This is a genomic window from Janibacter anophelis NBRC 107843 (assembly GCF_001570945.1).
Taxonomy (GTDB): domain Bacteria; phylum Actinomycetota; class Actinomycetes; order Actinomycetales; family Dermatophilaceae; genus Janibacter; species Janibacter anophelis.
Genome location: NZ_BCSQ01000007.1, coordinates 42,564 through 68,089, shown reverse-complemented (window position 1 = coordinate 68,089; position 25,526 = coordinate 42,564). Strand labels below are relative to the sequence as shown.

Sequence of the window (25,526 nt, the reverse complement as noted above, 5' to 3'; positions counted from 1 at the left end):
CCGTGGAGAAGCACAGCGAGATCACCCTGCCCGACGGTGGCACGACCGTCCTGCACGTCGCCGGGGCCGACGCGTCGGCCCCCTTCGTCCTCGTGCTCCCGGCCATGGGCGTGCCGGCGGGGTACTACGGGCCCTTCGTCGACGAGCTCGCCGCGCACGGCGTCGTCGCCGGGGTGGCCGACTACCCCGGCCAGGGTGACGCCCGGCCCCGCGCCGGTCGTGGGCACGACCACGGCTACACCGAGCTGGCCCACGCGTGGCTGCCGGCCGTCGTCGAGGCAGTGCGAAGGGAGCACACCGGCCCGGTCGTCGCGCTCGGCCACTCGCTCGGAGGACACCTCCTCGCCGCGCACCTGGCCGGGGACCGGCCGGTCGTCGACGCGGCCGGGCTCATCGGGTCGGGGACGCCGTACTGGCGCGCCCAGCAGGGCCCCAAGACGCTCGCGCAGACGCAGTTCATCGGGGTGGTGTCACGACTGCTGGGGTTCTGGCCGGGCGAGCGGCTCGGCTTCGGCGGGACGCAGTCGGTGACCCTCATGCGCGAGTGGGCGGCCTTCTCCCGCACCGGCCGTCTGGCCCCGCGGGGTGTCGACGTCGCCCCCGGGCTGCGCGGTCGCGAGCTGCCGCTGCTCGTCGTCGACCTCGCCAACGACACCCTTGCTCCGTCGGCCGCCGTCGACGGCCTCGTCGCGATGTTCGCCTCCGCCGACGTGGAGCGCTTCACGTTCGCCAAGGCGCCCGGCGACCCTGGCAAGGCCGTGGACCACTACTCCTTCGCCCGCTCCCCCGAGCTCATCGGCGAGCGCATCGCGGCGTGGGTGGCAGACCAGGTGGGTGATCGGGCCCGCCCGGCCTCGTCCTGATCCCTCTCGCCCAGATCCCCCTCAACCACGCCAAGGGTCGATGACCCGCAGGCCGCACCCGACGAAGTCCTTGGTGTTGCGGGTCACGAGGGCCGCTCCGTGCGAGCGGCACGTCGCCGCGATGAGCGCGTCCATGGTGCTCATCGGGCTACCGGCGCGGTCGCGATCCGTCATGACATGCGCGTACTCCACGGCTCCGCGGGCGTCGAGGGTCAGGATCCTGCCGTCCCTCAAGCGGGTGAAGAACGCAGCGAGGGCCGACTCGAGCCGGGTCCTCTTGGCCCCCACCGGCAATCGACTCAACCCGCGCAGCAATTCCGCGGCCACGACAGCCGGGACCGCGAGGTCGACGTCATCGAGGGCAGCGGCCCAGCGCAGGACCGTCGGCTCCGGCTGGAGCCTCATCAGCTCCGACACGACATTGGTGTCGACTGCAATCATCCGAAGTCGTCACCGCTGAAGTCGACCCGCGGTCGTTCGGTCTCGCGCTCCATCGGCTCCGGCAGGACGTCGGCCTCGAGCTCCACCCGACCGGACCAGTACAGGTCCATGAGCGCGTTCGGGCGGTGCCGACGCCGCCCGACGGCCGCAGTGAGGATCGCCCGCACCTCGGCCTCCATCGAATGACCGTGCTGCGCGGCCTGCAGGCGCAACTGGTCCCGGATGTCGTCATCAAGGTTGCGCACCGTAATTGCTGCCATTGCCATCACCCCTCGGAGTCAACGCTAGCAGTCGACGGAGATCCTGCGTGATCCGCTGACCATCCGGACCGACCTCGACCCGCGCAGTTGCCCCGAGCACGAGTGGCATCATCGGCTGCTGGTGACCGAAGTCGACGTCGAGGACCACGGGCACGTCCAGGTCGCCGAGGGCGTCGCGCACGGCCTCGTGCTGGGTGAGCGTCGGCGCGTCGGGTGCGGGCGTGCGACCGATGAGCACTCCGGCACACCGCTCGAACCACCCCGCGAGCCGCAGTCCGTGCAGCGCCCGGGAGACCTCGAAGGCATTGCCCTCCGCGGCCTCGAGCAGCACGATCGGCGGCTCGTCCTGGTCCTGCGCCCACGACCGCACGTCGCCATCAGGGGTGCCGGCCAGAGGTGAGAGCACCTCGACGCACCCACCGATGAGCGGCCCTGAGAAGTCGGCGACGTCCCCACCCACCAGCGCCCAGCGGGTCGGCTCGGTCAGGGTCAGCTCGTCCACCTCCGGTTCGGCGATGTAGTCGTCCCACCCCTCTGTCCGCCGGTGCGTCGCCGCGGTCTGGGTGTGCTCGCCCCCTTCGCTCGTCGCGACGTCGAGCCAGTGGAGCAGGCCGGGCGCCGGTGCGTAGGGCGTGTCCATGAGGTTCTGCCCGTGGAGGGTCGCCCAGCCCGAGCGCAGGGTCAGCGGCAGCATCGTCGTCGTGACGTCGGAGAAGCCGACGTACCAACAGGGTTCGCACTTCGCGAGCAGGTCGAAGTCCATGAACCGGAGCAGGTCGATCCCCGTCTCCCCACCCCACGGCGGTACCACCGCGGCCACGTCGGGATCCACGAGCAGGGCCATGAGCTCGTCGGCCCGGGCCTCCTTGGAGGCGCTCACGTGGTGGTCGTCGGCATCGCGAAGGCAGACCCCCTCGATGACCTCGAAGCCACGCCGGCGCAGTCGGGTGATCGCCACGTCGAGGCGCGGCCAGAGCGCGGGAGCCACTCCCGAGCTCGGTGCAGTCACGGCGATCGTGTCACCGGGGCGAAGGGGGGCGGGCAGTCGCGCGTCCATGGTCCAGCCAAGCAGTCGCACACCGCCGCGTCGAACCGGTTACCCTCGCGGCGTGACCCGCCGTGCCATCTGCTTCGACCTCGACGGAACCCTCGTGGACTCCCTCGGCGACATCATCAATGCCTTCCGGGCCGCCATCGCGGAGCAGGGGTTCCCGCCGCCGGCGGCGCACGTGGTGCGTCCCCTGGTCGGCCTCCCGCTGCACGACGTGTTCGCGGCACTGGCCCCGGAGGGTGACGCCGACGTCATGAGTGAGGCCTACAAGCGGATCCACCGGCAGACCTTCACCGAGACCTCGACCCCCTTCCCCGAGGTCGTCGAGGTGCTCACGGTCCTGCGTGACAAGGGGTTCGCCCTCGCGGTGACCACGACCAAGGACACGCCGATGGCTCGCGAGCTCGTGACCGCCCTCGGTCTCCTGCCCCACCTCGACCTCGTGCAGGGCACGGACGGCTTCCCCGCCAAGCCCGCACCGGACGTCGTCGACCACGCGCTGCGGGCGATCAGCGCCGAGGGCACGTGGATGGTCGGGGACACGACGCACGACATCGGCGCCGGCCAGGCGGCTGGGCTGCGCACCTACGCGGTGTGCCGACCCGAGGGGACGCACGACCGCCTCATGATCGAGGCCGCGGGTCCCGACCACCTGGAGGAGTCACTCCTGCCGCTGCTCGACCTCGTCTGAGGCAGGGCGAAGGGGGTCGATCTCAGATCTCGTAGGTGGCGTCCGGCCGGGCGAGCTCGACCTCACCGGGCCACACCTGCGCGGCCTCGGCGCGGCAGACCTGCGGGTCGTTCCACGCGGGGATGTGCGTGAGCATCAGGCGCCGGACCCCGCCGGCGGCCACGGCCGCCTCGGCGGCCCGCCGCCCGGTGAGGTGGATGCCGCGCACCTCGTCGCGCCCCTCGACGAAGGCCGAGTCGACGAGCACGAGGTCGGCGTCGGCGAAGAGCGGGGACAGCGCGTCGCAGGAGTCGGTGTCACCGCTGTAGGCGAGCACCTTGCCGTCCGCCTCGACGCGGAAGCCGTACGCCTCGACCGGGTGGTTGACGAGGAAGGGCCGCACGACGAAGGGTCCGATGTGCGTCGGGACGCTCGTGGAGATCCGGCGGAAGTCGAGGACGCCGCTCATCCCCCCTTCGTCGATGCCCTCGTAGGCCGCCTCGAGGCGCTGCGCGGACCCGGCCGGACCGTAGACCGGCAGCCGGTCCGTCAGGGCGCCCTGCGGGCTGTAGGTGCGGGTGACGTAGAGGCCGGTGAGGTCGATGCAGTGGTCCGGGTGCAGGTGGCTGATGACCACCGCGTCGATGTCGGCGAGGTCGGTGTGCCGCTGCAGCGCACCCAGCGCGCCGTTGCCGAGGTCGAGGACGAGGCGCCAGGTGCGTCCCTCGTGCTCGGCCGTGACCAGATAGCACGAGGCGGGTGACTCGGGCCCCGCGAAGGACCCGGAGCAGCCGACGACGGTGAGCCTCATCGCCCTTCCCCCATGTTGCCGAAGACGTCCGCGACCTCGGGTCCGAGGAAGCGGCGGGCCAGCAACCGGAACTGCTCCGGGTCACCGGTCGTGGTGAACCCGTGGGTCGGAGCCGGGAGCGACTTCGGACGCAGCAGGTCGAGGTCCGCAAGGACACGGTAGACGTCCTTGGCCGTTTCCTCGGCCGATGAGACGAGGGTGACACCCTCGCCCATGACATAGGACAAGGCACCGGTGAGCAGCGGGTAGTGGGTGCAGCCGAGGACGAGCGTGTCCACCTCCGCCTCACGAAGGGGGGCGAGGTAGCCGCGTGCCACCTCCAGCACCTCCGGCCCGGACGTCGTCCCGGCCTCCACGAGCTCGACGAAGCGCGGGCACGGCTGGGAGACGACCTGCACGGTCGGCGCAGCGGCGAAGGCGTCGAGGTAGGCGCGGGAGCGGTGCGTGCCCTCGGTCGAGATGACCCCGATGCGGTGGTTGCGCGTCGCGAGCGCCGCGCGGCGCACCGCAGGTCGGATCACCTCGATGACCGGCACGTCGTACCGCTCGCGGGCGTCGTGCAGGACGGCGGCGCTGGCGGTGTTGCACGCGATGACCAGGACCTTGACCCCGTGCTCGACGAGCCGGTCGAGGCACTCGATCGCGAATTCACGGGTCTGCGCGATCGGCCTGGGGCCGTAGGGCGCTCGCGCCGTGTCACCGAGGTAGGCGACCGACTCGTGCGGGAGCTGGTCGATGACGGCGCGCGCGACCGTCAGCCCGCCGAATCCGGAGTCGAAGATGCCGATGGGCTGCGCGGCCGTGGCCGGCCCGCTCACTCCTCGTCCTCGCCGGTGAGGGCGCGGGTCAGCGACTCCTGCAGCCACGTGAGGAAGTCGTAGACCCCGAGGGCGAAGACCGCCGGGTCGTCGGCATCGAGCGTCTCGATGAGCTCCTCGAGCCGCGTCGCGTCCTCGTCGGTGCGCAGCCCGAGCCGCTCACCCATGACGAGGCGCACGTCGGTGAGGGCGACGAGCACCTGCGGCGCCTGCCCGCGCGTGAGCACCCACCGGTCCTCCTCGACCGACTCGAGGGTGCGCACCGTCGTCGCGAGGCCGTCGTGCTTGCGCTGGCGCAGCCCCTGCTCGGTGAAGCGACGGAACTCCGCGGCCTCCTGCTCGTCCTCCCGGTTGCCCGTGGGGAAGAGCCGGTCGAGCGCCGGGTCACGGTCCTCGTCGAGGCCGAAGGCCCGGTCGGGCACCTCCGCTCCCCCGGCGCCGTCCTCGGTGTCGGTGGCCAGGTCCCCCAGCCCCGCGACGATCGCCTCGAAGGGGTCGGCGGACTCCCCCTTCGTGCTCGTGGCGGGAGCGACGAGGCCCATGACCTGCAGGCACAGGCCGGCCACGACGGCCCGCTCGTCCTCGTCCATGATCGCGACGAGCTGCTCGCCGTCGGCTGCGAACGCGCGCGCCATCTAGTCGTCCTTCTGGAAGGTCGCCCACAGGCCGTAGCCCTGCAGCGCCTCCGTGTCGGCTTCCATCTGCTCCTTGGGGCCGTGCGACACGACCGCCCGCCCCTTGAGGTGCACGTCCATCATCAGCTTCTCCGCCTGCTGCTTCGGGTAGCCGAAGTGCGTCTGGAAGACCCAGGTCACGTACGACATGAGGTTGACGGGGTCGTTCCACACCAACGTGATCCACGGGGTGTCGACGGCCTCGACGACGTCGGGATCGGTCGTCTGCTGCTCGGCGGGGGCGATGGACACGCCCTCCAGCCTAGAGTGACGGGCGTGACGAACCGACCCAGCACCGCGCTGCTCACCGATCACTACGAGCTGACCATGCTCCAGGCCGCCCTCCACAGCGGCGCCGCATCGCGTCAGTGCGTCTTCGAGACCTTCGCCCGGCGGCTGCCGTCCGGGCGCCGCTACGGCGTCCTCGCGGGGGTGGGGCGCGTGCTCGACGCGATCGAGGACTTCCGCTTCGGCGACGCCGAGCTCGAGGACCTGCGCGCGCGGGAGGTCGTCGACCAGCGGACCCTCGACTTCCTCGCGGACTACCGCTTCGACGGGGACGTCTGGGGCTACGCGGAGGGCGAGACCTATTTCCCCTACTCCCCCGTCCTCGTCGTCGAGTCCGACTTCGCGCACGGCGTGATCCTCGAGACGGTGATCCTGTCGATCCTCAACCACGACTCTGCCGTGGCCTCGGCCGCGTCGCGGATGACCGGTGCCGCCGGGTCGCGGCCGGTCATCGAGATGGGCAGCCGCCGCACCCACGACGAGGCGGCGGTCGCGGCGGCGCGGGCGGCCTACATCGCGGGTTTTTCCTCCACCTCCAACCTCGAGGCGGGCCGGCGGCACGGCGTGCCGACGGGCGGGACCGCGGCGCACGCCTTCACCCTGCTGCACGAGAGCGAGCGCGAGGCCTTCGAGGCGCAGGTGGCGTCCCTGGGAGTCGGCACCACCCTGCTCGTGGACACCTACGACGTGACCGAAGGGGTGAGGACGGCCGTCGAGGTCGCCGGCACCTCCCTCGGTGGCGTGCGTCTCGACTCGGGTGACCTCGTGGTCCAAGCGAGCGAGGTGCGCGAGCAGCTCGACGCGCTGGGCGCGACCGAGACCAAGATCGTCGTCACCTCCGACCTCGACGAGTACGCCATCGCGGCGCTGGCAGCCGCGCCCGTCGACACCTATGGCGTGGGCACCCGGGTGGTCACCGGATCGGGCCACCCCACGGCGTCGATGGTCTACAAGCTCGTCGCCCGCGAGGACGACGAAGGGCGGATGATCGGCGTCGCCAAGAAGAGCAAGGACAAGCAGTCGGTCGGCGGGCGCAAGTACGCGCTACGTCGGCGCAACCCTCTCGGCGTCGTCGAGGCTGAGGTCCTCGGCATCGGCGAGCAGCCGGTCGGAGACGCCGACGACCGCGACCTGCTCGTGCGGCTCGTCGAGGGTGGCGAGGTCGTCGGGCGCGAGCACGCGAGCCTCGAGGCTGCCCGGGCCCGGCACGAGGCGTCCGTGGCCGAACTGCCGCGCTCGGCGCACCAGCTGAGCCAGGGGCAGCCGGCCGTCGAGACGGTCTTCCTCACCGAGACCCCGTAGCGGTCTCGACCCGCCCTCACAGCGCAGCGCCCCCGGGTGTGCGGGCAGGGTAACGCGGCCTTTACGTACTCAGACCGGGCGCGAAACACGGCCTTGCGAGCCTCCCTGCATGACCACGACGCTGCCCACGAGCACCGCTGCCGCAACACCCACCGCTGGTCCCGTCCGCCGAGCCGGGCGCTGGATCGACCACTGGGACCCGGAGGACGCGGGGTTCTGGGCCGCCGGGGGTCAGGCCGTCGCCCGCCGCAACCTCGGGTGGTCGGTGCTCGCCGAGTTCCTCGGCTTCTGCGTGTGGGCGCTGTGGAGCGTCGTCGTCCCGCAGCTGAACGGCGTCGGCTTCGCCCTCACCCTCGACCAGCAGTTCTGGCTCATCGCGGTGCCGAGCCTCGTCGGCGCCTTCCTGCGCGTCCCCTACACCTTCATGGTCCCGCTCGTCGGCGGGCGCAACTGGACGATCATCTCCGCGCTGCTGCTCCTGCTGCCCACTCTCTCCCTGGCCTGGGTCGTGGGCCGGCCGGAGACCCCCTTCGCGCTGCTCCTCGGCATCGCCGCACTCGCCGGCCTCGGCGGGGGCAACTTCGCCTCGTCGATGACCAACATCTCCTTCTTCTTCCCCGAGGCGGAGAAGGGGAAGGCCCTGGGGCTCAACGCCGCTGGCGGCAACCTCGGCACCGGCATCGTGCAGCTCGTCGTCCCCGCCGTGATCGCGATCGGCGCCGGGATCCACCTCGAGCGGGCCGGCCTGCTCTTCGTGCCGCTCGTGCTGCTCGCCGCGCTCGGCGCCTGGCGCGGCATGGACAACCTCAGCACCGCGCGGTCCGACCACCGCAGCTGGGCGAAGGCCGCGACCCACCCCCACACCTGGATCATCTCCTTCCTCTACATCGGCACCTTCGGCTCCTTCATCGGCTACTCGGCGGCCTTCCCGACGCTGCTCACGAGCCAGTTCCCCGAGGTGACGACGTCGATCGCCTTCGTCGGCGCGGTTCTCGGTGCCGCGAGCCGGCCGCTCGGCGGGACCATCGCCGACCGGCTCGGCGGCGCGCGGGTGACCATCGCGGCCTTCGTCGTCATGGGGCTCGCCGCGGGGCTGGCGATCCTCGCCCTCTCCGCGCACTCCTTCGTCCTCTTCCTGCTCGCGTTCCTCGTGCTCTTCACCGGGGCCGGCATCGGCAACGGCGCGACCTATCGGATGATTCCGGCCGTCTTCCGGGCCGGGGTGCGTGACGGGGCCGAGCTCGCGATCGCCCGGCGCAGCGCCGCCGGCTGCATCGGGATCGCCGGTGCGGTCGGTGCCGTCGGCGGCTTCCTCGTGCCGCGTGGCTTCGCCATGTCGACGACGGGCTTCGGCTCGCTCGTGCCCGCCATCGGGGTCTTCATCGCCGCCTACGTCCTCATGGCCGCGCTCACCTGGGCGGTCTACGTCCGCCGTGGCTCGCGTCTGGCCGGCGAGGGCATCTGATGGTCGACAGCCACTGCCCCTACTGCGCGCTGCAGTGCGCGATGCACCTGACGCCGGACGAAGGGGGCGCAGTCCCGCTCGTCGTGTCCGGCCGCGACTTCCCCACCAACCGCGGGGGCCTGTGCCGCAAGGGCGGCACGTCCGCAGAGCTGCTGCGCGCGCCCGACCGGCTCACCACCCCCTTCGTCCGCGGCGCCGACGGCCGTCTGCGGGAGACCTCGTGGGAGGAAGCGCTCGACCTGGTGGCCGACCGTCTGCGTCGCGTCGCCGAGGAGCACGGGCCCGACGCCGTGGCCGTCTTCGGCGGGGGTGGGCTGACCAATGAGAAGGCCTACCAGCTCGGCAAGTTCGCCCGGATCGCGTTGCGCAGCAAGAACATCGACTACAACGGCCGGTTCTGCATGGCGTCGGCGGCGGCCGCTGCCAACCGCTCGCTGGGCATGGACCGCGGGCTGCCCTTCCCCGTCACCGATCTCGACGGTGCCGGCGCCGTGCTCCTCCTGGGGAGCAATGTCGCCGAGACGATGCCTCCCTTCGTCCCCCACCTGACCGGCGCGCGGGACGCCGGCGGGCTCGTCGTCGTCGACCCACGTCGCTCGGCGACGGCCGAGCTCACGGACGGCGAGCGTGGACTGCACCTGCAGCCGGTGCCCGGCACCGACCTCGTCGTCCTGCAGGCACTGCTCCACGTCCTCGTCGCCGAGCAGCTCGTCGACACCGCCTACCTCGCCGACCGGACGAGCGGTTGGGATGACGTCACCCGCTCGGTCGCCGCGTGGTGGCCCGAGCGCGCAGAGCAGCTCTGCGGCGTGCCGGCGGACGAGATCCGCTCTGCCGCACGGCTGCTCGCCGCCGCATCCCCCTCCCGCGGGGGCGTGGGCGCGTACGTCCTCACCGGCCGTGGCGTCGAGCAGTCGAGCCAGGGCACGGCGACGGTCACGGCCGCGATCAACCTGGCCCTCGCCCTCGGTCTCGTCGGACGGGAGGGCAGCGGGTACGGCGCACTCACCGGACAGGGCAACGGCCAGGGCGGGCGCGAGCACGGGCAGAAGGCCGACCAGCTCCCGGGGTACCGCCTGATCACCGACCCTGCCGCGCGGGCCCACGTCGCCGGGGTGTGGGGTGTCGACCCCGACGACCTCCCCGGGCCCGGCCTGCCCGCCGTCGCGCTGCTGCAGTCCCTCGGGACCGAAGGGGGCCCACGCGCCCTGCTCGTCCACGGCGCCAACCCCGTCGTGAGCGCTCCCCGCGCCGGCAGCGTCGTCGAGCGGTTGCGCTCGCTCGACCTGCTCGTCGTCTGCGACATCGTCCCCAGCGAGACCGTCGAGCTCGCCGACGTCGTGCTGCCCGTGACCCAGTGGGCAGAGGAGGAGGGCACGATGACCAACCTCGAGGGACGCATCATCCGTCGGCGGCAGGCGATCGACGCCCCGCCCGGGGTGCGCTCCGAGCTGTGGGTCTGGGCCCAGCTGGCCCGGCGGCTCGGCGCACCGGGGGTGTGGTCGGTCGACCCGACCGAGGTCTTCGACGAGCTGGCCCGCGCGAGTGCCGGCGGCCGGGCCGACTACTCCGGCCTGAGCCACGCGCGGCTCGACCGGGAGGACGACCTGCACTGGCCCTGCCCCGCGACCGGCGACGGGCAGGCGCCGCACCCGGGCACGCCACGTGCCTTCCTCGACCGATTCCCCACGCCCGACGGGAGGGCGCGACTCGTGGCCGTGGACCACGTCGGACCCGCCGAGGACCTGCGACCGGACGCCCCGCTCTTCCTCATCACCGGGCGGGTGCTCGAGCACTACCAGTCCGGCGCCCAGACGCGCCGGGTGCCGGCTCTGCTCGCGGCGCAGCCCACCCCCTTCGTCGAGGTGCACCCCCTGCTCGCCCTCCGCCTCGGGCTCGAGGACGGGGACGACGTGCACCTCGTCACGGCACGGGGTGAGGTCACCGCTCCCGCGCGGATCACCGACCGCGTGCGGGCGGACACCGTCTTCATGCCCTTCCACCACCCCGGCGCCGGAAGCGTCAACCGGGCGACCAACGACGCGGTCGACCCGATCTCGTCCATGCCCGAGTTCAAGGTCTGCGCCGTCGACGTCCGGCCGGCGCGGACCCGACTGGAGGTCACCGCATGAGCCACGTCGTCGTCATCGGGCACGGGATGGTCGGGTCCCGCTTCGTCGAGGACCTCACCACGGCCGACACCGCGGGAGAGCACCTCGTCACCGTCCTCGGCGAGGAGGCCTGCGAGCCGTACAACCGGGTCCTGCTCAGCGACGTCGTCGCCGGGTCGCGGGGCCTGGCCGCGATCACCCTGCACTCCCCCGCCCACCCGCGGGTGAGCGTGCAGCGCGGCGTCGCCGTCCGCGCCATCGACCGCGAGCGGCACGACGTGGTGCTCGCCGACGACTCCCGGGTCCCCTACGACCATCTGGTCCTGGCCACAGGGGCAGCCGCGCGCATCCCGACGCTGCCCGGTCTCGACGGACCGGACCTGCCCGGCGGGGTGCACGTCCTGCGCTCCATCGACGACGCCCGTGAGATCGTCGCGGCGACCCTCAACGCGCGACGGGCGATCGTCCTCGGCGGGGGCGTGCTCGGACTCGAGGTGGCGAGCGGCCTGGCGCGGCGCGACCTCGCTGTGACCGTCGTGCACCCGGCCGGCGCGCTCATGGAGCGCCAGCTCGACGAGAGCGCGAGTCGCGTCGTCGAGTCGATGCTGCGCCGCACCGGTGTCGACCAGCGCGTGGGCGTCGGTGCGGAGGAGGTCGTCGTCGAGGACGGGCGACTGCGGCACGTGCGCCTGACCAACGGTGAGGTCCTCGCCGCCGACCTGCTCGTCCTGTCGACCGGGACACTCCCGTGCACGGGGCTCGCAGCCGAGGCCGGCCTGGCCGTCGAGCGCGGTGTCGTCGTCGATGCCGACCTGACGACGCGCGACCCGTGCATCCACGCGATCGGCGACTGCGCCCAGCCACCCGGGGGCGCGAGCGGCCTCGTCGCGCAGGGCTGGGAGCAGGCGCGGCGACTCGCCGACCTGCTCACCGGACGCGACCCCGAGGGCGTGCGCAGCGGTGTCGGTGACGTCGTCAAGCCCAAGACACCCGGCGTCGACATCGTGACGATGGGCCTGTGCGGCACCTCGCACCGCGAGGACCCCGCCCTGCGCGTCGTCCGCCTCAGCGACCCCTCCGCCGGCCGGCACCTCGAGGTCGTCGTCCGCGACGGGCTCCTCGTCGGGGCCACCGCGATCGGGGCGGGTCGCACCGGCACCGAGCTCATCACCGCCTACACCCGTCGCACACCCGTGCCCGCCGACCCCGCGCACCTGCTCCTGCCGGCGGTCGTCCCGGCCGCCCCGAGCACGGGACGGGACTCCCCTTCGCTCGTGCCGGACCGGGCGACGATCTGCCGCTGCAACGGTGTGACGAAGGGGGACATCCGCGCCGGGTTCGACTCGGGCGCACGGACGCTCGAGCAGATCGCGGAGACGACCCGCGCGACCACGGGGTGCGGGGGCTGCACCGACGCGGTGTGCGGGATCGTCGACTGGCTGCGGGCCGGCGACGGCCCCTCACCGAGCGACACGGGCGCCGGTGAGGACGGGTTCACACAGGTGAAACACGAGCAAGACCGATCAGAAACGAGGGCTTCCTAACGTGACTGTCATGCCCCAGGACACCGCACCCACCGCTCCCCAGCAGCTTGTCGTCGTCGGTGGCGGGATGGTCGCCCGGCGACTCATCGACGCCCTGCGCGCCCGGGACGAGGCCGGCGCGTGGGCGGTGACGCTGCTGGCCGAGGAGCCCCGCGCCCCGTACGACCGCGTGGCGCTCACCTCCTACTTCACCGGGCGCGAGCCCGAGGACCTGGCCCTCGGTGGCCAGGAGTTGTGGGACGACCCCCTCGTCACGCTGCGACGAGGCGTCCGGGCCGAGCGCATCGACCGCGACGCGCGCACAGTCACGACGAGCACCGGGCAGGTGCTCGACTACGACGCCCTCGTCCTGGCCACCGGCTCGTACGCGGCGGTGCCGCCGGTGCCGGGCAAGGACCTGCGCGGCGCCTTCGTCTACCGCACGATCGACGACGTCGCGGACCTGCGCGAGTTCGTCGAGCGCCGCCGCGAGGAGCTGGACCGGCCGGTGCGTGGTGCCGTCGTCGGCGGCGGCCTGCTCGGACTCGAGGCGGCCGGAGCCCTGCGTGCCCTCGAGGTCGACGCGACCGTCGTCGAGTTCGCGCCACGACTCATGCCACTCCAGGTCGACGACGGTGGCGGCGCGGCACTCAAGCGGCTCATCGAGGGCCTCGGGGTGAGCGTGCGGACCTCGACTGCCACCGCCAAGATCGTCGGCGACCGTGGCGCCGTGTCGCGGATGAAGTTCTCCGAGGGTCCCTCGCTCGACGTCGACGTCGTGGTCTTCGCGGTCGGCGTCCGACCGCGCGACGAGCTGGCCCGCGATGCGGGCCTCGAGGTCGGCGAGCGCGGCGGTGTGGTCGTCGACGACGCTTGTGCCACAGCGGATCCCGCGATCTGGGCCATCGGTGAGGTGGCCTGCATCGGCGGTCGCTGCCTCGGCCTCGTCGCCCCCGGCTACACGATGGCCGAGATCGTCGCCGACCGGCTGCTCGGCGGTGCGGGGACCTTCCCCGGCGCCGACCTGTCGACGAAGCTCAAGCTCCTCGGGGTCGACGTCGCGAGCTTCGGTGACGCCTTCGCCGAGGAGCCGGGATCGCTCGAGGTCGTCATCTCCGACCCCGTGGCCGGGGTGTACAAGAAGCTCGTCATGAGCGACGACGCGAAGACCCTGCGCGGAGGGATCCTCGTCGGCGACGCATCGGCCTACTCCTCCCTTCGTCCCATGGTCGGGCGTGAGCTCGGCGGCGACCCGGCCGCCCACCTGCTGCCCGAGGGCAGCGCGCCCGCACCCGCGGGAGACCTGCCCGACGACGCCGCCGTGTGCTCGTGCAACAACGTCACGGCAGGCGAGATCCGGTGTGCCGTGGGCGAAGGGGGCTGTACCGACCTCGCCGGGGTCAAGGCGTGCACGCTGGCCGGGACGAGCTGCGGCTCCTGCCTGCCCCTGGTCAAGAAGCTCGTGACCACCGAGCTCGAGGCAGCCGGCGTCGAGGTGAGCCGGGCGTTGTGCGAGCACTTCGAGCTCTCCCGCGCCGAGCTCTTCGACGTCGTGCGCGTGCAGGGACTGACGACCTTCAGCGAGATCGTCGAACGCCACGGCTCGGGGCGCGGCTGCGACATCTGCCGGCCGGTCGTCGGCTCGATCCTCGCCTCGCTCGGCACCGGCCACATCCTCGACGGCGAGCGTGCGACCCTCCAGGACACCAACGACTTCGTCATGGCCAACCTGCAGAAGGATGGCTCGTACTCCGTCGTCCCGCGCATCCCCGGGGGCGAGGTGACGCCGGAGGGCCTCATCGCGATCGGCGAGGTGGCGCGCGACTTCGGGCTGTACACCAAGATCACCGGCGGGCAGCGGGTCGACCTCTTCGGCGCCCGCATCGACCAGCTGCCGGCGATCTGGCGACGGCTCGTCGACGCCGGCTTCGAGTCGGGCCACGCCTACGGCAAGTCCCTGCGCACGGTGAAGTCCTGCGTCGGGTCGACGTGGTGCCGGTTCGGGGTGCAGGACTCGGTGGGCCTCGCGATCGACCTCGAGCTGCGATACCGCGGACTGCGCTCCCCGCACAAGATCAAGCTCGGCGTCTCGGGGTGCGCCCGCGAGTGCGCCGAGGCCCGGGGCAAGGACGTCGGCGTCATCGCGACAGACAACGGCTGGAATGTCTACGTCGGCGGCAACGGCGGCTTCACCCCACGCCACGCCCGGCTGCTCGCCGAGGACCTCGACACCGAGACGCTTGTGCGCACGATCGACCGGTTCCTCATGTACTACATCCGCACGGCCGACCGGTTGCAGCGCACCGCGCCGTGGGTCGAGGAGCACGAAGGGGGACTCGACGCGATCCGCGCCGTCGTCCTCGACGACAGCCTGGGCATCGCCGAGGACCTCGACGCCGCGATGGCTGCGCACGTCGGCCGATACGAGGACGAGTGGGCCGCAACGCTGGCCGACCCTGACAAGCTGGCGCGCTTCGCTCCCTTCGTCAACGCGCCGGAGGCGGTCGACGACTCGTTGGCCTACGTCGGCGAGCGCGGACAAGCCCGCCCCGCGACGCCCGACGAACGCTCGTCGGGCTCCGTCCTCATCGCCGGCACCACCCTGGAGGTCCGCTCATGACCGCGACCCTGCCCACCACCGAGGTGCGCGTCTGCGCGCTCGTCGAGCTCGTGCCGGAGCGTGGCTCCGTGGCGCTGGTCGGCGGCGAGCAGGTCGCGATCGTGCGCACCCACGACGACTCCGTCCACGCCGTCGCCAACCGCGACCCCTATAGCGGCGCGCAGGTCATCGCCCGCGGGCTCGTCGGCACCCGCGGCGACGCGCCCACGGTGACCTCGCCCATGTACAAGCAGGTGTGGGACCTGCGATCGGGCGCCTGCCTCGAGGCCGCCGGTGAGGAGCCGGTCCCCTTACGCACGTGGAGTGTTCGCGTCGTCGACGGTGACGTCCTGGTGTCGACGTGAGTCCCCGACAGGGGCTCGAGGGGTGCGTCGTCCTCGTCACGAGCGACCGGCGCTCCGGCGACCTACGCGCGGCGCTCGAGCGAAGGGGGGCCACGACCCTCCACTCCCCCACCCTGGCCACCACGCCGCCCATGGTCGATGACGAGCTCGTCCGGGAGACCCGCGCGCTCGTGCGGGCCGCGCCGGACGTCGTCGTCGTGACGACGGCGGCGGGGTTCCGTGGGTGGCTCGAGGCAGCCGACGCAGCGGGGTTGGGCAGGGACCTGCAGTCCGCCCTCGAGGGCGCCCGGATCGTCGCGCGGAGCCCGCAGGTGGACGCCGCCGTCCGTGGCGCCGGGCTCGAGGTCGTCGGCCGTACCGCGTCGGACTCGACTGCCGGTGTCCGCGACGTCCTGCTCGCCGAAGGCGTTGCAGGACAACGGGTCGCGATCCAGCACCACGGCACCCCGGACGAGGTGCTCATTGATGGCCTCGTGGGCGCCGGGGCCGCCGTGTCCTCGGTCGTCGTCCACCGATGGGGTCCGCCCCCGGACCGCCGGGCGGTGGCACTCGGCATCGAGACCGCCGCGACCGGAGAGGTCGACGCGGTCCTCTTCACCTCGGCGCCCGCGGCGCAGGCGTGGGTCGACGCGGTCACCGAGGCCGGCGAGCTGCCGCGCGTCGCCGCCCTCGCACGTGCCGGTCGGTTGCTCGTGGCCGCGATCGGGGAGGTGACGGCCTGCCCCCTTCGCTCGGCGGGGATCGAACCCCTGCTGCCCGAGCACAGCCGCTTGGGCTCCCTCGTGCGGGCCGTCCTCGACCACCTCGAGCAGCTCGGACCGGGTGCCGTCGAGACCATCGGTGGGTCCCTGCGCGTGCGCAGCTCGGCCGTCGTACTCGGCGACGACGTCCTGCCCGTCTCCCCGAACGGCCTCGCGGTGCTGCGGGTCCTGGCCGATGCCCGGGGCAGGGTCGTCCCTCGCTCCGCTCTCCTGGCGGCGCTGCCCGGAGACCCCAGCAGCGGCCACGCGCTCGAGATGACCATCGCCCGGCTGCGGGAGGCCCTCGGCGACCGTCGGGTCGTCGAGACGGTCGTGCGCCGCGGATACCGACTCGCGCTGGCCGAGGGCGCCCACGCCGTATCGGCCTAAGTCGGTTGCGGCCGGCCGGAGCGGGACGAGGGTGGCTCCATGACCTCACGCATCTCGCACACCACCCTCGACTGCACCGACGCCGACGCGCTGTCGCAGTGGTGGAAGGGGGTGCTCGGCTGCACCGACGTCCCGGGCGACCCCAATCTGCCCGGTCACGACGAGTGCATGCTCGTCGACCCGGTGAGCGGGCACCAGGTGCTCTTCATCGAGGTGCCGGACCCGACGCCGGGCAAGAACAAGATGCACTTCGACCTGCGGCCCACCGACGGCACCCAGCAGGAGGAGGTCGCACGCCTGCTCGCGCACGGTGCGACGGTCCACGCCGACCTGATCGGTCAGTACGGCCCCGGGACGGGGTGGGTGACGCTCGCCGACCCTGAGGGCAACCTCTTCTGCGTGCTGCGGTCCGACGACGAGCTGGCGCGGGCCGAGTCCTCGGGCTGACGGTCAGCTCCGCTCCCCCACCTCGCGGGCCCAGGTGATCGCACCACGGCTGCGTCGCTCACGGCTCGTGCCCGGGGACGAGACCTCGCCCGGCCCGTGGTCGGCGACGCCGAAGGCGGTCATCGAGACCACTTCGATGTGCGCCGGGACCCCGAACTCGGCTGACACACCCTCCCGGTCGAAGGCCCGGAACTGGTGGCTGTCGAACCCCAAGGCGAGGGCCTGGACGCACATATGCGCGACGGCCTGACCGAGGTCGTAGCGCGAGAACTCGGAGTACTCCCAATCCGGAGCGTCCTCGACACCGACCTGGGTGAGGTTGGCGACGAGCGTGCTGGCCGGCGGCGCCCACGCGGATGAACTGCGGGCCAGGTGTCGCACGAGGCGCTCGTGCACCGCGTCGCCCCGTCGGCCGACGACGAAGCCCCATGGCTGGGAGTTGCCAGCCGACGGCGCCAGGCGCGCGGCCTCCAGCAGGACGTCGACGTGCTCGTGCGTCATCACCACGTCCGGGCGGAAGCCCACGGGGCTGAACCTCTCGGACAGTGCCGGGTGGAGCACGGGGTCGGACGTGACGTCGCAGACTGCCATGTCGCCAGTATCCCGTGGGGCACGGAGGGTTGTCGGTGGTCGACCCTAGAGTTTTGACATGGACACCAACGGCGGCTCCCCCACCGCGACGGCCGACGCCGTCGGGCGGGATGTCGCCGCGGTTCTGGAGGCCGAGCCCTTTTCTCTCGCAACGTCTTTGGCGTCGCTCTCGCGTCAGGACCTGATCGACCTCACGGCAGAGCAGGCGGAGGTCGTCATCGCTGCGACCCAGCGCCTGACCAATGCGCTGGCCGCCGTGCAGACCGCCGCCGTGGCCTCCTTCGCCGACGCGGTCGACCGCGACCTGGACGCCTACCGGGAGCAGCGCCGAGCCGACTTCGAGGCCCGGAGGGACGATGCCGAGGCGCGGGGCATCGACTTCACTGAGCGGTGGTTCCCCATCCCGAGCGAGGACCAGTTCGGCGCCGCCGCCCTGGCGCCCCTGCTGCACGTCTCACCCCGTGCCATGGGCGCCCGGATCAACCGGGCCAGGCGCGTGGACCACGAGCTGGGCGCGACGTGGGAGACCGCACGCTGCGGTGACCTCGAGCCCTACCGGGTCGACGCGATCGTGCGCGCGAGCGAGCCGCTCGAGGACGCCTCGCTGCAGGAGTTCGAGGCGCGGCTCTTCGCCGACGACGTCACCGATCTGCCGACGACCGACCTGACCCGTCGTGCCCGCAGCGCGGCCGTGGCCACCGACCGCGCCTCGGTCGAGGAGGTCGCAGCACGAGCGCGTCGCAAGCGGTCGGTGACCTGCGGACCTGACCGCGACCTCCCCGGCATGACGCTCTGGCGGCTGCGGCTCCCGACCGAGGCCTCCCGCAACATGTGGGCGGCCGTCGACGGTCTGGCGCAGGAGTACCACCGGGCACGTCGTGATGGCGGCGACCCGGTGACGATCGACCAGGCCCGGGCTGACGCCTTCGCCGACCTCGTGCTCGCTCACGCCAGCGTCGAGACCACGGTCGAGCTCGTCGTGCCGGTGGCGGCGATCGTGGGCGACGACGCCGATGAGGGCACCGCAGCAGCTGCCGGGGACGCCAGTGCGGGCAGTGGCACCGCATGTCGCCCGGGACTCTTCCGCCGAGGGGAGCGACGCTCCCCGGCCGAGACGCTGCGCTGCACCGGTGACCCGCCCGACATCGTGCTCGACTGGGTCAGCGGTCGAGAGCTGCACCGAGCCACCGCCATCGAGGCCGAGGTCGCGCTCGCGCTGAGTGGTCACCTGGACGTCGACGGCAACCCGCACCTGGCCTACGCTCCCCCACCCGCCCGTGGCCCCTCCGATGTGGAGTCGGTCCGCGGTCCCGGCGTCGATCGAAGCGAGGCCGCCGCAGCCGCCATCGGAGCATGGTTCGTCCCCGGTCACGTCGACGACCGCCGTGTCGGAGCACTCCTGCCGACTGACCTCACGGCGCTGCTCGCCGACCCGTCGACGCGGATCCGCGTGGTCGGCAGCCACCCGACGTCCGGTGCCATCAGCACCGACAGCACGCCCGCCTACCGACCCGGCGCCACCGTGGCCCGCCGTGTGCGCAGACGCGACGGCACCTGCCGCTTCCCCGGGTGCGGGGCGCCCGCCGACCGCACCCAACTCGACCACGTGACGCCATACCCGGCCGGGGCCACGGAGGTCACGAACCTCGTCTGCCTCTGCACGACGCACCACGGCTTCAAGCACCACTCGGGGTGGCGCCTGACCATGACGGACGACGGGGTCTGCACCTGGACCGCGCCGACCGGCCGGACCCACAGCACCAAGCCCCGGCAGGCCCACTCCACCTCGGTGTAGGTGCGCGCGGCCGGGCACTCTGCCACCGTGGGAGGGTGTCCTCCCGCGACGGATCCACCCCGATGCACGACGGCCCCAACTCGATGCACGACGGCCCCACCCCACAGTTCGACGACCTCGCCGACCTCCTCGACCGGCTGGTCGAGCAGGGACAGATCGGCGGGTGGGTGGTCGGGGTCGCCGACGACCACTGCCGGTCCGTGCGCGCGGGAGGCGCCAGGTCCCCCGACGGTCCACCGATGCGCGAGGACACCCACTTCGCCCTCAGCTCCAACACCAAACCCATCGGTGGTGCCCTCACGCTCCGCCTGATCGAGCTCGGCGTCATCGCCCTGGACGAACCGGTCGACCCGTGGCTCCCGGAGCTCGCCGAGCCACGCGTCCTCGTCTCCCCGGAGGCGGACCTCACCGCGACGGTCCCCGCCGACCGACCGATCACCGTGCGACACCTGCTGACGATGACGCCGGGCTTCGGCTGGACGAGCGAGCCGGGCCCGCTCGCCGAGGCCATCGCCGAGCAGCAGATCGGCCCGGGCCCGTGGGGTCCCCCGATGGGCCCCGAAGAGTTCATGACCCGGCTCGGCGGCCTGCCTCTGGCCAACCAGCCGGGCACCGCCTGGCGGTACCACACGAGCACCGAGGCCCTCGCCGTCCTGCTGGCCCGGGCCACGGGCAACACGGTCGCCGACCTGCTCGACGTGCACCTGCTGGGTCCGCTCGGCATGACCGATACCGGCTTCGTCGGCGACACGGACCGCCTGGCCACACCCCTGGCGCCCTCCGACGACGGCGCGTTGACCCCCTTCGTCGCCCCGCCGGGCACCTGGGTCGACCAGCCGGCCTTCCCCTCCCTCGCAGCGGGACTCGTCTCGACCGTGGCCGACCAGCTGACCTTCCTCCGCTCGCTCGTCGGCGGACCGGGAGTGCTCTCGCCGCAGACCCTGTCACTCATGCGCACCGACGCCCTCACCGACGAGTCCCGCACCACCGCGACGGGATTCATCGAGGATGGGTGCGGCTGGGGCCTGCACGTCGAAGTACGCCCCTCCGGCGCCATCGGATGGGCCGGCGGGCTGGGCACCATCGGATACGCCGACCCGCGGACCGGACGAGCCGCCTTCCTCGCCACCCAGGTCACCTTCGACGCCCCCGGGACCGTCACCGCCTTCGACGCCTTCTGGTCGCTCTTCGCGTGACACCGGAGCGGCCGACCAGCAGGCCGTGCCATGCTCGAGTCATGAGCCGAGCACTCGTCCTCGTCGACATCCAGAACGACTTCTGCGAAGGGGGGTCCCTCGCCGTCGCGGGAGGCGGCGCGGTCGCCGCCCGGGCCACCGAGCGGGTCCTCGCCGACCACGACTACACCGCCGTCGTCGCGACGGCCGACTGGCACCACGACCCCGGCGACCACTGGGCCCGTGACGGCGAGCCGAACTTCTCGACGACCTGGCCGGTGCACTGCGCCGCAGGGACCCCGGGGGCGCAGTTCCACCCTTCGCTCGAGCCGGCTCTGCCGCACGTCGACGAGATCTTCCGCAAGGGGATGCACGACGCTGCCTACAGCGGGTTCGAAGGGGTCGCGTCCGACGGGACGACGGGCCTGGCGGCCTGGCTGCGCGAGCGCGGCGTCACCGACCTCGACGTCGGCGGGATCGCCACCGACCACTGCGTGCGCGCGACGGTGCTCGACGCGCTGCGTGAGGGCTTCGGTGTGCGTCTGCTCCCCGACACGATCGCGGGAGTGGCGCCCGAGACGACGGAGGCCGCGCTGCGTGAGATGGCCGCTGCGGGCGCCACCGGGACCGACACCACCGGAGCCAGCCCCACCCACACGACCACCACGCCATGAGTGCGCTCCCCGCCGTCATGGCCGGCCGCACCGTGCTCATCACGGCCGACCGGCGCAGCGACGACCTGGCCGAGTCCTTCGCCCGCCGCGGAGCGACCGTCCGGCACGCCGCGGCCATGTCGATCGTCCACCACAGCGACGACGAACGCCTCGTCACCGACACCCGCGCCCTGCTCACCGACCCACCGGACGTCCTCGTGGTGACGACCGGCGCCGGGCTGCGCGGGTGGATCGAGGCAGCCGACGTCGCCGGACTCGGCGATGAGCTCCGCCGGGTCCTGGGCGCCGCCCGCGTCCTCGCACGCGGCCCCAAGGCCAAGGGCGCACTCGTCGCCCACGGCATCCCGGTCGCGTGGGTCGCCCCGTCCGAGACGACGGCCGAGATCACCGACCACCTGCTCGCCGAGGGGGTCGACGGGCTCCACGTCGCCGTGCAGCACCACGGCAACGGATCCGACGGCCTCGACGAGGCACTCACCGACGCCGGGGCGAGGGTCTCCCCCTTCGTCGTCTACCGATGGGGTCCCGCGCCGGACCCCGCTGCGGTCACCGCCTCCGTCCGCGACGTCGCCGCCGGTGGGATCGACGTCGTCGTCTTCACCTCCGCTCCGGCCGTCGCAGCATGGTGGTCCACGGCGCAGGAGGCTGGTGTCGCGGACGAGATCGTCCGACGCTCCCACGAGGACGTGCTCTTCGCCGCCGTCGGGCCGGTCACCGCCGACCCGTTGCGTGCGAAGGGGGTCGATCCGCTCGTCCCCGAGCGCAGCCGGATGGGCGCCCTCGTGCGCGCCGTCCTCGTCCACTTCGGCGACGGTGCGACCGTCTCGGACGGGTAGCGTGCCGTCCATGTCGAGCAGCCCCGACCCCGCCCCGCGGGCCCACCCGGCCCTCTTCGTCTCCCTCGTCAACGACGCCTCGCTCTTCCCACCGGCGGCCCTCGACATGCCCACGGCGCTCGCCGCGCACGCGCAGCACCGGGACGGGCAGCACGCTGACGTCGTCGGGCCCTTCCTCGTCGGGGTGCCGGTGGTCCCTGACCTCCTCGCCGCCCTGGACGCCGGGTCCCCCGCGCCACCCGCCATCGGTCTCGTCGCCCGACCGGGCACCGCGGTCGAGGACGTGCGGGCGGCCGCCGCGACCTTGCGTCAGGAGATCCGGACGCGCCTGGTCTCGATCGACGCCGGGTGGCAGCCGGGGTGGCGCAGCATCGACCCGGGCGAGCTGCCGATCCACCTCGAGGTCGGGCGTGAGGACCGCGAGGCGGCCCTGACGGACATCGCGTCGGCGAGCGAGTTCGCCGATGTCCGCGCGAAGTTCCGCACCGGCGTCACTCCCGATTGGGCCTGGCCCGACGCCGGTGAGCTCGCCGACTTCATCCTCGGCGCAGGGCGGCACCACCTCCCCTTCGTCCTCACCGGCGGGCTGCACCACGCGGTCCGCGCCGACCACCCGGTCGAGGGCGGGGTCGAGCCGCAGCACGGCCTGCTCAACGTGCTGGTCGCCGTGCATGCCAGCGCGGGCGGTGCCGACGAGCAGACCGTGCGCGAGCTGCTCGAGGTGCGGGAGGCACAGCCCCTCGCCGAGATCGTCCGTGGGTGGGGCGTCCCCGACGTCGCGGCCGTCCGTGCGGCCTTCGCCGGCTACGGCTGCTGCGACGTCACCGACCCCATCGGTGAGCTGGCCGGAGTCGGGCTGCTCACCGGCACCCCTGCCTGAGGCGGTCAGGCAGGTCGGTCGTCGGACCCTCGCGGCTGGGGCCCGACCACGACGACCGTGCCGGCGATCTTGTCGTGCAGCGTCTGTCGCTTGGGGTCGATGATGGGCAGCAGCAGGTCGGCCGGGTTGAGCACGAGGACCAGCAGGCTCAGACCGGGCACCCACGAGAGCATCTGCAGGGCCAGCGGCAGCAGCACCCGCATGAAGGCGGTGCCGGTCGTGATCGTGCCGGCCTGGTCGTAGCGGCGGACCGACAGCCCGAGGGCCGCCTTGCCCGGGGTCGCCCCGCGGGTGGTGAGGAAGCCGATCTGGTACGCGGCCTGCACGAGCAGTGCCAACCCGAGACCGACGAAGAACCATGGCCAGTCGAGCATGCCCAGCAGCGCGTCGGGAGTCAGCTCCTCGACCCGGGACTGGTCCCCGGCCTGCGCCGCCTCGAGGACGAAGGCCATGTAGTCCCACATCCACAGCCCGAAGGCCCAACCGGCCACGACGAGGTTGATGAGCCCGAGGATGAGTGAGTCGATGATGTAGGCGCCGACCCGCGTGCCGAAGGGGGCCAGCGCCTGCCCGTCCGCCGTCGTCGGCTCCGCGTGGTGCGCCACGGGAGCGCCGGGCGGGGGCCCGTACGGCGGCCTGCCCTGCCCGTAGGGCGAAGGGGGCTGCGGAGCGCCCGTGCGGGCGGGCGCCTCACCCGGACCCGCCGGTCGACCGAAGACGTCCGTGCCCGGTGCACCCGGTGCCGCCACCGGAGCCGTCTGGCGGGACTGCCGCGGGACCGTGCGGTCGCTCCAGATGATGCCGTCGAAGTACCGCAACCGGGAGTCGTCGTCGGGGTCGTCGTACCAGCCGGCGCGCTCGGGGGTGCTCATGCGCTCACGATCTCATGTCCGCTTGGTGCGCCGACGCAGCACCAGCGTGACGACGACGGTGACGAGGAGCACGGCGATGACCGTCGCTGCCACCGGGGACCGCGCCGCGGCGGCGATCCAGGCGCGGGCCGCTGCCAGGCCGACGGTCCCGTAGAGCGTGGCCCACAGCACGGAGCCGAGGGTGACCGCGGGCAGGTAGCGCCGCAGGGGCATGCGCGTGACACCCGCCGTGGCGTTGACGGCCGTCTGGACGCCCCAGGTGAGGAAGCACAGCACGACGGCGATCGGTCCCCACCGGTTGACCAGGTCCCGCGCCCGTCGCCAGGTGGGCGAGGCCGCCTCCTCCTCCAGCCCACGCCAGCGTCGGGTCCCCGCAGCGGCACCACGACCGATCCAGTACGTGGCATTGGCCCGGAGCATGACGACGACGAAGAGTCCTGCAAAGGTGGGCAGGAAGTGGGACCAGGTCACGCGGCTCCTCGCTCAGGGTTGCCTCACCCTATCGCCGGACATGACGAAGGGAGCGCCCCCTCCCGGCCGTCGTGGTCCGGGCGGGGCGCCCCCTTCGTCGTCGTCTCAGAGGTTGCCGCGCTTGTCCTGCTCACGCTCGATCGACTCGAAGAGCGCCTTGAAGTTGCCCTTGCCGAAGCCCAGGGAGCCGTGACGCTCGATGATCTCGAAGAAGACCGTCGGGCGGTCGCCGAGGGGCTTGGTGAAGATCTGCAGGAGGTAGCCGTCCTCGTCTCGGTCAACGAGGATCTTGCGGGACTTCAGCTCCTCGATCGGGACGCGGACCTCACCGATGCGGGCGCGCATCTCGGGGTCGTCGTAGTACGCATCGGGGGTGTCGAGGAACTCGACGCCCTCCTTGCGCAGCTCGTCGACCGTGCGCAGGATGTCGTTGGTCGCCAGGGCGAGGTGCTGCGCGCCGGGGCCACGGTAGAAGTCGAGGTACTCGTCGATCTGGCTGCGCTTCTTGGCGATGGCCGGCTCGTTGAGGGGGAACTTCACCCGGTGGTTGCCGTTGGCGACGACCTTGGACATCAGGGCGGAGTAATCGGTCGCGATGTCGTCACCGACGAACTCGGCCATGTTGACGAAGCCCATGACCCGGTTGTAGAAGCCGACCCACTCGTCCATCTTGCCCAGCTCGACGTTGCCGACGATGTGGTCGAGCGCCTGGAAGAGCCGCTTGGGTGCGCCGTCGCGCTTGACGAAGGAGGACTCCTTGGCGACGTAGCCCGGCAGGTAGACGCCCTCGTAGGTGCGACCGTCGACGGTGCGCTGCACGAGGGAGTGGATCGTCTCGCCGTACGTGGCGATCTCGGCGATGCGGACGCTGCCGTGCTCGTCGGAGACGGTCTCGGGCTCTCGCACGACGCGGGCCCCGGCCGCCTTGGCCTGCGCGACGCACTTGTCGACGTCGGGGACCTCGAGGGAGATGTCGACGACGCCGTCGCCGTGGGCGGTGTGGTGGGCGATGAGCGGGCTGTCGGGGCTGACCGCTCCCTTGACGACGAAGCGGATCGAGCCGGACTTCAGGACGAAGGACTTGTGGTCCCGGTTGCCGTTCTCCGGACCGGAGTAGCCGACGAGCTCCATACCCCAGGCGCTCTGGTAGTAGTGCGCCGTCTGGGTCGCGTTGCCGACGACGAAGACGATGGCGTCCCACCCGGTGACCGGGAAGGGGTCAGCCTCCTCGTCGTACTCGACGAGCCCGACGAGCTGCTTGAGCTGGTCGAGGTCGAGCTCGGCCTCGCGCTCCTGCCTGGTGAGTTCAACCGCGGTGTTGGACATGCGCTCAGGATGGCGACGGGGGTCGACCGTGTGCAACCGACCCGGGCCATCCTGCGCACGGTGCGCAATCTGTTGCGTGCAGCGGGCA

General features: G+C 72.5%; 26 protein-coding genes. 15 read left to right on the top strand and 11 right to left on the bottom strand.

The genetic code is table 11. From position 1 onward, the window contains the following. Positions 1–2: 2 nt before the first annotated feature. Complete coding sequence (locus JAN01S_RS03180) at positions 3–863, top strand: alpha/beta hydrolase family protein (protein WP_068313543.1); 861 nt, start codon at positions 3–5, stop codon at positions 861–863. 21 nt (positions 864–884) lie between these two features. Here the strand turns inward: JAN01S_RS03180 and JAN01S_RS03175 are convergent, their stop codons facing one another. From JAN01S_RS03175 to JAN01S_RS03165, 3 genes are read right to left on the bottom strand one after another with little or no spacing between them, the layout of a single operon-like run. Then, positions 885–1,304 carry a type II toxin-antitoxin system VapC family toxin gene (locus JAN01S_RS03175; protein ID WP_068313540.1) on the bottom strand — a complete coding sequence of 140 codons (420 nt, stop codon included), beginning with the start codon at positions 1,302–1,304 and terminating at the stop codon, positions 885–887. Beyond that, complete coding sequence (locus tag JAN01S_RS16490; protein WP_084359988.1) at positions 1,301–1,564, bottom strand: FitA-like ribbon-helix-helix domain-containing protein; 264 nt, start codon at positions 1,562–1,564, stop codon at positions 1,301–1,303. The genes JAN01S_RS03175 and JAN01S_RS16490 overlap by 4 nt, the downstream gene beginning before the upstream one ends. After that, the gene (locus JAN01S_RS03165; RefSeq protein WP_068313537.1) at positions 1,536–2,621 is read right to left on the bottom strand and encodes a S66 family peptidase; all 1,086 of its coding nucleotides are present in this window, start codon (positions 2,619–2,621) and stop codon (positions 1,536–1,538) included. The genes JAN01S_RS16490 and JAN01S_RS03165 overlap by 29 nt, the downstream gene beginning before the upstream one ends. Before the next feature lie 52 nt (positions 2,622–2,673). On the opposite strand from JAN01S_RS03165, the gene JAN01S_RS03160 reads away from it, so the two are divergent. After that, positions 2,674–3,306 (top strand): HAD family hydrolase, encoded by a 633-nt coding sequence (locus tag JAN01S_RS03160; protein WP_217999993.1) that lies wholly within the window; start codon positions 2,674–2,676, stop codon positions 3,304–3,306. A gap of 22 nt (positions 3,307–3,328) precedes the next feature. Here the strand turns inward: JAN01S_RS03160 and JAN01S_RS03155 are convergent, their stop codons facing one another. From JAN01S_RS03155 to clpS, 4 genes are read right to left on the bottom strand one after another with little or no spacing between them, the layout of a single operon-like run. Next, positions 3,329–4,096: an MBL fold metallo-hydrolase gene (locus JAN01S_RS03155; protein ID WP_068313531.1), complete on the bottom strand. Its 768-nt coding sequence runs from the start codon at positions 4,094–4,096 to the stop codon at positions 3,329–3,331. After that, entirely contained in the window at positions 4,093–4,914 is an 822-nt protein-coding gene (gene murI / locus JAN01S_RS03150; protein WP_068313527.1) for a glutamate racemase, read from the bottom strand. Before murI ends, JAN01S_RS03155 begins: the two co-directional genes overlap by 4 nt. Then, positions 4,911–5,549: a DUF2017 family protein gene (locus tag JAN01S_RS03145; RefSeq protein WP_068313525.1), complete on the bottom strand. Its 639-nt coding sequence runs from the start codon at positions 5,547–5,549 to the stop codon at positions 4,911–4,913. Before JAN01S_RS03145 ends, murI begins: the two co-directional genes overlap by 4 nt. Further along, complete coding sequence (gene clpS / locus JAN01S_RS03140) at positions 5,550–5,840, bottom strand: ATP-dependent Clp protease adapter ClpS (protein WP_068313522.1); 291 nt, start codon at positions 5,838–5,840, stop codon at positions 5,550–5,552. It abuts the gene before it with no gap. 15 nt (positions 5,841–5,855) lie between these two features. Between clpS and JAN01S_RS03135 the strand changes: the two genes are divergently transcribed. From JAN01S_RS03135 to JAN01S_RS03100, 8 genes are all read left to right on the top strand, one after another. Next, positions 5,856–7,178 (top strand): nicotinate phosphoribosyltransferase, encoded by a 1,323-nt coding sequence (locus JAN01S_RS03135; protein WP_084359987.1) that lies wholly within the window; start codon positions 5,856–5,858, stop codon positions 7,176–7,178. A 109-nt stretch (positions 7,179–7,287) separates the two neighbouring features. After that, positions 7,288–8,643, top strand: coding sequence for an MFS transporter (locus tag JAN01S_RS03130; protein ID WP_068313519.1), 1,356 nt, complete (start codon positions 7,288–7,290; stop codon positions 8,641–8,643). Next, on the top strand, positions 8,643–10,775 hold the full coding sequence (locus JAN01S_RS03125) for a molybdopterin oxidoreductase family protein (RefSeq protein WP_068313516.1): 2,133 nt from the start codon (positions 8,643–8,645) through the stop codon (positions 10,773–10,775). The genes JAN01S_RS03130 and JAN01S_RS03125 overlap by 1 nt, the downstream gene beginning before the upstream one ends. After that, on the top strand, positions 10,772–12,298 hold the full coding sequence (locus JAN01S_RS03120; protein WP_068313513.1) for an FAD-dependent oxidoreductase: 1,527 nt from the start codon (positions 10,772–10,774) through the stop codon (positions 12,296–12,298). The genes JAN01S_RS03125 and JAN01S_RS03120 overlap by 4 nt, the downstream gene beginning before the upstream one ends. Before the next feature lie 10 nt (positions 12,299–12,308). Then, positions 12,309–14,897: a nitrite reductase large subunit NirB gene (nirB, locus tag JAN01S_RS03115; protein WP_068313600.1), complete on the top strand. Its 2,589-nt coding sequence runs from the start codon at positions 12,309–12,311 to the stop codon at positions 14,895–14,897. Further along, positions 14,894–15,241: a nitrite reductase small subunit NirD gene (gene nirD, locus JAN01S_RS03110; RefSeq protein ID WP_068313510.1), complete on the top strand. Its 348-nt coding sequence runs from the start codon at positions 14,894–14,896 to the stop codon at positions 15,239–15,241. The genes nirB and nirD overlap by 4 nt, the downstream gene beginning before the upstream one ends. Next, positions 15,238–16,371: a uroporphyrinogen-III synthase gene (locus JAN01S_RS03105; protein WP_068313507.1), complete on the top strand. Its 1,134-nt coding sequence runs from the start codon at positions 15,238–15,240 to the stop codon at positions 16,369–16,371. Before nirD ends, JAN01S_RS03105 begins: the two co-directional genes overlap by 4 nt. A 39-nt stretch (positions 16,372–16,410) precedes the next feature. After that, positions 16,411–16,818: a VOC family protein gene (locus JAN01S_RS03100; RefSeq protein ID WP_068313504.1), complete on the top strand. Its 408-nt coding sequence runs from the start codon at positions 16,411–16,413 to the stop codon at positions 16,816–16,818. Positions 16,819–16,821: 3 nt separating this feature from the next. Here the strand turns inward: JAN01S_RS03100 and JAN01S_RS03095 are convergent, their stop codons facing one another. Continuing rightward, the gene (locus tag JAN01S_RS03095; protein WP_068313501.1) at positions 16,822–17,409 is read right to left on the bottom strand and encodes a nitroreductase family protein; all 588 of its coding nucleotides are present in this window, start codon (positions 17,407–17,409) and stop codon (positions 16,822–16,824) included. A gap of 58 nt (positions 17,410–17,467) precedes the next feature. Between JAN01S_RS03095 and JAN01S_RS03090 the strand changes: the two genes are divergently transcribed. From JAN01S_RS03090 to JAN01S_RS03070, 5 genes are read left to right on the top strand one after another with little or no spacing between them, the layout of a single operon-like run. After that, positions 17,468–19,204 carry an HNH endonuclease signature motif containing protein gene (locus JAN01S_RS03090; RefSeq protein ID WP_084359986.1) on the top strand — a complete coding sequence of 579 codons (1,737 nt, stop codon included), beginning with the start codon at positions 17,468–17,470 and terminating at the stop codon, positions 19,202–19,204. A gap of 35 nt (positions 19,205–19,239) precedes the next feature. Further along, on the top strand, positions 19,240–20,400 hold the full coding sequence (locus JAN01S_RS03085; RefSeq protein WP_217999992.1) for a serine hydrolase domain-containing protein: 1,161 nt from the start codon (positions 19,240–19,242) through the stop codon (positions 20,398–20,400). 41 nt (positions 20,401–20,441) lie between these two features. Further along, on the top strand, positions 20,442–21,053 hold the full coding sequence (locus JAN01S_RS03080; RefSeq protein ID WP_068313495.1) for an isochorismatase family protein: 612 nt from the start codon (positions 20,442–20,444) through the stop codon (positions 21,051–21,053). Beyond that, positions 21,050–21,889 carry a uroporphyrinogen-III synthase gene (locus JAN01S_RS03075; RefSeq protein ID WP_068313492.1) on the top strand — a complete coding sequence of 280 codons (840 nt, stop codon included), beginning with the start codon at positions 21,050–21,052 and terminating at the stop codon, positions 21,887–21,889. Before JAN01S_RS03080 ends, JAN01S_RS03075 begins: the two co-directional genes overlap by 4 nt. A 10-nt stretch (positions 21,890–21,899) precedes the next feature. Then, positions 21,900–22,769, top strand: coding sequence for a hypothetical protein (locus JAN01S_RS03070; protein WP_157075573.1), 870 nt, complete (start codon positions 21,900–21,902; stop codon positions 22,767–22,769). Between the two features lie 5 nt (positions 22,770–22,774). Here the strand turns inward: JAN01S_RS03070 and JAN01S_RS03065 are convergent, their stop codons facing one another. The 3 genes from JAN01S_RS03065 to hppD form a co-directional block, all read right to left on the bottom strand. After that, positions 22,775–23,641, bottom strand: a complete 867-nt coding sequence (locus JAN01S_RS03065; protein WP_068313486.1) for an RDD family protein — start codon at positions 23,639–23,641, stop codon at positions 22,775–22,777. A 12-nt stretch (positions 23,642–23,653) separates the two neighbouring features. Continuing rightward, positions 23,654–24,112 carry a DedA family protein gene (locus JAN01S_RS03060; RefSeq protein ID WP_084359985.1) on the bottom strand — a complete coding sequence of 153 codons (459 nt, stop codon included), beginning with the start codon at positions 24,110–24,112 and terminating at the stop codon, positions 23,654–23,656. A gap of 105 nt (positions 24,113–24,217) precedes the next feature. Beyond that, positions 24,218–25,438, bottom strand: coding sequence for a 4-hydroxyphenylpyruvate dioxygenase (hppD, locus tag JAN01S_RS03055; protein ID WP_068313481.1), 1,221 nt, complete (start codon positions 25,436–25,438; stop codon positions 24,218–24,220). Between the last annotated feature and the right edge of the window lie 88 nt (positions 25,439–25,526).

Bases quoted from the DNA above. Each gene is read 5' to 3' on its own strand.
- JAN01S_RS03155 (WP_068313531.1), bottom strand. From the start codon at position 4,096: ATGAGGCTCACCGTCGTCGGCTGCTCCGGGTCCTTCGCGGGGCCCGAG.
- hppD (WP_068313481.1), bottom strand. From the start codon at position 25,438: ATGTCCAACACCGCGGTTGAACTCACCAGGCAGGAGCGCGAGGCCGAG.
- JAN01S_RS03075 (WP_068313492.1), top strand. From the start codon at position 21,050: ATGAGTGCGCTCCCCGCCGTCATGGCCGGCCGCACCGTGCTCATCACG.
- JAN01S_RS16490 (WP_084359988.1), bottom strand. From the start codon at position 1,564: ATGGCAGCAATTACGGTGCGCAACCTTGATGACGACATCCGGGACCAG.
- JAN01S_RS03065 (WP_068313486.1), bottom strand. From the start codon at position 23,641: ATGAGCACCCCCGAGCGCGCCGGCTGGTACGACGACCCCGACGACGAC.
- JAN01S_RS03125 (WP_068313516.1), top strand. From the start codon at position 8,643: ATGGTCGACAGCCACTGCCCCTACTGCGCGCTGCAGTGCGCGATGCAC.
- JAN01S_RS03145 (WP_068313525.1), bottom strand. From the start codon at position 5,549: ATGGCGCGCGCGTTCGCAGCCGACGGCGAGCAGCTCGTCGCGATCATG.
- JAN01S_RS03095 (WP_068313501.1), bottom strand. From the start codon at position 17,409: ATGGCAGTCTGCGACGTCACGTCCGACCCCGTGCTCCACCCGGCACTG.
- JAN01S_RS03070 (WP_157075573.1), top strand. From the start codon at position 21,900: ATGTCGAGCAGCCCCGACCCCGCCCCGCGGGCCCACCCGGCCCTCTTC.
- JAN01S_RS03100 (WP_068313504.1), top strand. From the start codon at position 16,411: ATGACCTCACGCATCTCGCACACCACCCTCGACTGCACCGACGCCGAC.
- JAN01S_RS03090 (WP_084359986.1), top strand. From the start codon at position 17,468: ATGGACACCAACGGCGGCTCCCCCACCGCGACGGCCGACGCCGTCGGG.
- JAN01S_RS03165 (WP_068313537.1), bottom strand. From the start codon at position 2,621: ATGGACGCGCGACTGCCCGCCCCCCTTCGCCCCGGTGACACGATCGCC.
- JAN01S_RS03175 (WP_068313540.1), bottom strand. From the start codon at position 1,304: ATGATTGCAGTCGACACCAATGTCGTGTCGGAGCTGATGAGGCTCCAG.
- nirD (WP_068313510.1), top strand. From the start codon at position 14,894: ATGACCGCGACCCTGCCCACCACCGAGGTGCGCGTCTGCGCGCTCGTC.
- JAN01S_RS03080 (WP_068313495.1), top strand. From the start codon at position 20,442: ATGAGCCGAGCACTCGTCCTCGTCGACATCCAGAACGACTTCTGCGAA.
- JAN01S_RS03130 (WP_068313519.1), top strand. From the start codon at position 7,288: ATGACCACGACGCTGCCCACGAGCACCGCTGCCGCAACACCCACCGCT.
- nirB (WP_068313600.1), top strand. From the start codon at position 12,309: ATGCCCCAGGACACCGCACCCACCGCTCCCCAGCAGCTTGTCGTCGTC.
- JAN01S_RS03120 (WP_068313513.1), top strand. From the start codon at position 10,772: ATGAGCCACGTCGTCGTCATCGGGCACGGGATGGTCGGGTCCCGCTTC.